5 protein-coding genes and 1 pseudogene are annotated in these 3,717 nt (G+C 42.7%); 2 read left to right on the top strand and 4 right to left on the bottom strand.

Annotation, left to right across the window (positions count from 1 at the left end; translation table 11 throughout):
• The coding region (locus F6K49_RS37065) for a pentapeptide repeat-containing protein (RefSeq protein WP_293105009.1) at positions 1-238 on the top strand (238 nt) is incomplete at its 5' end.
• Between the two features lie 36 nt (positions 239-274).
• Here the strand turns inward: F6K49_RS37065 and F6K49_RS37060 are convergent.
• From F6K49_RS37060 to F6K49_RS37045, 4 genes are all read right to left on the bottom strand, one after another.
• A complete protein-coding gene (locus tag F6K49_RS37060; RefSeq protein ID WP_075895846.1) occupies positions 275-988 on the bottom strand; it encodes a DUF2259 domain-containing protein in 714 nt (237 codons plus the stop codon).
• A gap of 115 nt (positions 989-1,103) precedes the next feature.
• Complete coding sequence (locus tag F6K49_RS37055; RefSeq protein WP_075895848.1) at positions 1,104-1,520, bottom strand: helix-turn-helix domain-containing protein; 417 nt, start codon at positions 1,518-1,520, stop codon at positions 1,104-1,106.
• A gap of 404 nt (positions 1,521-1,924) precedes the next feature.
• Positions 1,925-2,155, bottom strand: coding sequence for a hypothetical protein (locus tag F6K49_RS37050; RefSeq protein ID WP_293105004.1), 231 nt, complete (start codon positions 2,153-2,155; stop codon positions 1,925-1,927).
• Between the two features lie 266 nt (positions 2,156-2,421).
• Positions 2,422-2,841 (bottom strand): Spy/CpxP family protein refolding chaperone, encoded by a 420-nt coding sequence (locus F6K49_RS37045; RefSeq protein WP_075895856.1) that lies wholly within the window; start codon positions 2,839-2,841, stop codon positions 2,422-2,424.
• Positions 2,842-3,064: 223 nt separating this feature from the next.
• Between F6K49_RS37045 and F6K49_RS37040 the strand changes: the two are divergent.
• Positions 3,065-3,717, top strand: a pseudogene (locus F6K49_RS37040) (sensor histidine kinase); the annotation flags it as partial.

Below are 3,717 nucleotides of genomic sequence, written 5' to 3'. Positions count from 1 at the left end.
CCTTTGGGGGGCAAACCTGAGTCAGGCAAACTTGGCAGGGGCTAATTTGACAGGTGCTGACTTGTTAGGGGCAAATTTAACTGGTGCTGACTTAACCAAGGCAACCCTAAGTGGTGCTAATCTCCATGGGGCACAACTTAAGGATGCTAAACTGGCTGGCGTAGACCTGAGTGATGTTGACTTGAGGAATACGTTGATCAGTGGGGCAATTATGCCTAATGGCACGCTTCACCACTAAACTGTTAGAAAGCAAAAGGCAGAAGGCAAAAGTAGTTTAGATCGGAAAACTTTGAACAAAGGTTGTCTGAAAGTCAGCGTTATAGGTGGCTTGGTGGAGATTGATCAGTACAACTATGTTCTGTCTATTGGGGGATAAGCGAACTTCTCTGATGGAATATTTCCTGATAGCTTCACGGTAATTGTTCAGTTTACCTAGGGTCAGTTGGCGATAATTGTAATTAATGACTAGGTGCATTGAAGCCCGGTCTATATCAGACATTCCTCCAGATAAAACTGAGGGAATATAAATTTGTTCTAAACGAATCTCTAGTGGGTCTTTTTCTTTATCCACCAAGACCTTAACCGTTTCTGTGCCATTGGGTTGAATGGAACGCTCAATAATTGGCAGTTTGAGTCCTACTTTTAATTGATTGAGTCTTAAGCTCTGTCTTATTCTTTGGGTTTTCCTGAGTAAACTCTCTTCAGCCTCTTTAGGAGTGAGATTGGAATCCGAGTAGTTATAGTTAGTTTCTAGACAACCTTTCTTGACACAAGCGTTAGTGGCTACATCGATAATTTGGATTTTGGCAGTAGGAACCTTTGTGACATGGTTTCTAGCACTTTCCAGATAAATATAGTTACGGCTATCTACAGAAAAACCTGACAATCGACGATTGGTTTTGACAATAAGTGCTAATCCCTCCTCTCCAAGCAATAGTAGAAAGAAGCTAGCAATCAACAAACTTGAATATAAATAAAAGCGTTTCATCCGACTTCCCTGATCCTTTAATTGGTCTTTTCCATACCAGTGATGATGTTTCTCTGGAGTATAGCGTTTCCTAGTCTAATCAGGTAGATGTCTAGTCAGGTAAGCTGTTACTAAATTAAATAACTTTAAAATCAGAAATAGTCTCAATCCACACCCTTGCTCCACATTTGAGGGGATCATCGGGGCGATACATGACTCTACACGGCCCATTGACTTCCACCGTATGACCATAAGTGTTTTGAGAGCCTCGTTTTACGGTAATCACAGGGTTACGCTCCCCTGTCTTGAGATTGTTGCGAATTACCCTCTGGTTAACATGAATCACAGCCTTAGTGTACTCTCTGCGCTTTGACCAGTTCCGCTTGGGACCCCGAGTGCCGGGAGTGACTACTGGCATGCCATCAAACAGAGGAATCACCCAAGTTCTACCCACTTTATAGGCTCCTTTAACTCTGCCTTTGCTGAGAAGGTAACGGACGCGAGTGGCGGAAACACCTAGTAAATCAGCGGCTTGTGCGGTGGAAATCATCATGGGGAGTTAACCATTGCGTTAACGATACTATTAATGTAACAGAATTTTGGATAAGATGCAAGGGATAAGATTTTAGGTATTAATTACTAGGTGTAGTAATGCGTTCGCGTAGCGGCTCCAAAGGAGCATCGCGTAGCGGCGACCCAGGAGCATCCCGTAGCGTGACCTATGGATCCCATTCCAGCCATTACTCTAGTTCCAAGTTTCCAAAAAAACTATTGCATTAGCGCATCAATAAGTCGAGTGAGTGGCGATATCAAAGTTAATTACTAGGTACAGTAAATGTGTTCGCGTAGCGTGACCTATGGTCAATCCCATGATCAGCCAAAGCGCCTCAGTTCCAGGTTTCCAAAAAAACTATTGCATTCACGCAGCAACAAGTCCAGTGGGTGGCCACATTTTTGTTAATGACTAGGTACAGTAAATGCGTTCGCGTAGCGGCTCCAAAGGAGCATCGCATAGCGGCTGCACAGGAGCATCCCGTAGCGTGACCTATGGTCAATCCCATGATCAGGCAAAGCACCTCGGTTCCAGGCGTTGCTTAATAATAGAATGATTGTAATAGTTTTGTAGAGTGGACATCTTGGTGGAATGGGCATCTTGGGTGGAACTGGCATCTTGTGTAGAACTGGCATCTTGCCAGTTTCCTCCTTATTTTCGGGCGGGCAGGATGCCCACTCTACTCCTATTCATTCAAAGACTGACGCAACACCGATTTTAAAGGTATTGGAAAGGATAGTGTTTATGGTGGTAATAAAAAAAACTTGTTAAGTGTTAATGGTTTGTCAATTAACACTTAACAATTAGGTGCGACCCGTGGCGAATTTAATTATTAATGAGTTAAGCGCACCTTTAACAAGTTATATCAAGAGAGTTAGTACTTTGTATTCCAAGAGATAATCTAGTTCTGGAAAAATCTCCGTCTCAATGGGCCTTTACCTCGAAATGCTCCTATTTCTTGACGAATTTGTTGGCGCTGTTCCTCGGTGAGAATACCCCTCATCTCATATCGTGCTGACCTGTTAATGTCTTGCATTTGCTTTAACTGCTCTTCAGAGAGATTCAGACCCTCCCTTGCGTCTCGCAGTTGACGGCGGAGCACTTTTATAGTTTCAAAGCGCCGTTGTTGATCAGGAGTGAGAATATCCTCAATTTTGGAGTCAGTATTGTTAATGATGTCCTCAAACTGCTCTTTTTGCTGGTCAGTGATGTTCAGATTAGATAAAAATGGAGGAAGTTCTTCGGCATTAACTGCCATGGGAAAACTAGTGAGGGTAATTGCTGCGATACCTGCCAGTAGAGAAAAGCGCTTGATGTTCATGATGTTCACTATTTAGCTGTTTATAAGTGTTTTTAGGTGAGCTGATTTCTGTTTGATGTCTCTATCCTAAAAAGGGGGAGGGTGAAACCACATGAGGCAAAAGACCCCAATTCCTCTAGGACTAAAGTCCTGGGCTAGACATGACCAATGGGTCTTGCATTACCTTTGACACATGGATTAAGGTTATTGGTTGTTTGTTATTGCTTGTTTACAACAATCGTGAATGCGGCATCCTATTCACATTACTAACCACCCCATTCGATTTTTGCTCTACCTGGAGTGGATACTGCTGATCATTACCGCTTTGGTGGAATTACTAAAACTTCCCTTTCCCATGCTACCTAGGTCGCCACTACTGAATCTAGTTTGCCTGGCAGTATTTGGGTTAATGGGATTGAGATTACCAACAAATAAGCCTATTTATAAGGTACTTTACACTGCCGCCGAAATTGGGGTAATTGTTTTAGCATCCATAGTGGGACACATTCGGTTATTGCAACTGATGTTAATTATATTAGTTGTTCGCAACTGTTTTATATTCGAGTTCCAAGGTCGCTTAATGATGACTGGATTTGCGGTTATATTATTTCTAATGAAGCAAATGGTTCGATTTCAGCATCATGGTCTGAGGCATCGTCCTCCCTTTAGACCACCTCCTGTGTTCAGAGCACCACCAACAGGGTTGATTCCGGAGCGATTACTATTTATCTTATTGACTTCTGTCTTTATATTTGTATTGGTCTTAATCGTTTTGCAGCTATTAGTGGATACTGTACTTTCAGAACGAAAAAGTCGGGAAGAGCTGGCTAAGGCTAATGCTCAACTGCGTCACTATGCCCTGCGCATTGAAGATATTGCTACGCTCCAAGAACGTAA

It is taken from the genome of Moorena sp. SIO3I6 (genome assembly GCF_010672095.1).
The sequence above is the reverse complement of the archived record's forward strand: the minus strand, read 5'-3'. Positions and strand labels throughout refer to the sequence as shown.

What these genes read in the sequence shown, in the direction of transcription:
- F6K49_RS37060 (WP_075895846.1), bottom strand. Translation starts at nt 988, where the DNA reads ATGAAACGCTTTTATTTATATTCAAGTTTGTTGATTGCTAGCTTCTTT.
- F6K49_RS37055 (WP_075895848.1), bottom strand. Translation starts at nt 1,520, where the DNA reads ATGATGATTTCCACCGCACAAGCCGCTGATTTACTAGGTGTTTCCGCC.
- F6K49_RS37050 (WP_293105004.1), bottom strand. Translation starts at nt 2,155, where the DNA reads ATGCCAGTTCTACACAAGATGCCAGTTCCACCCAAGATGCCCATTCCA.
- F6K49_RS37045 (WP_075895856.1), bottom strand. Translation starts at nt 2,841, where the DNA reads ATGAACATCAAGCGCTTTTCTCTACTGGCAGGTATCGCAGCAATTACC.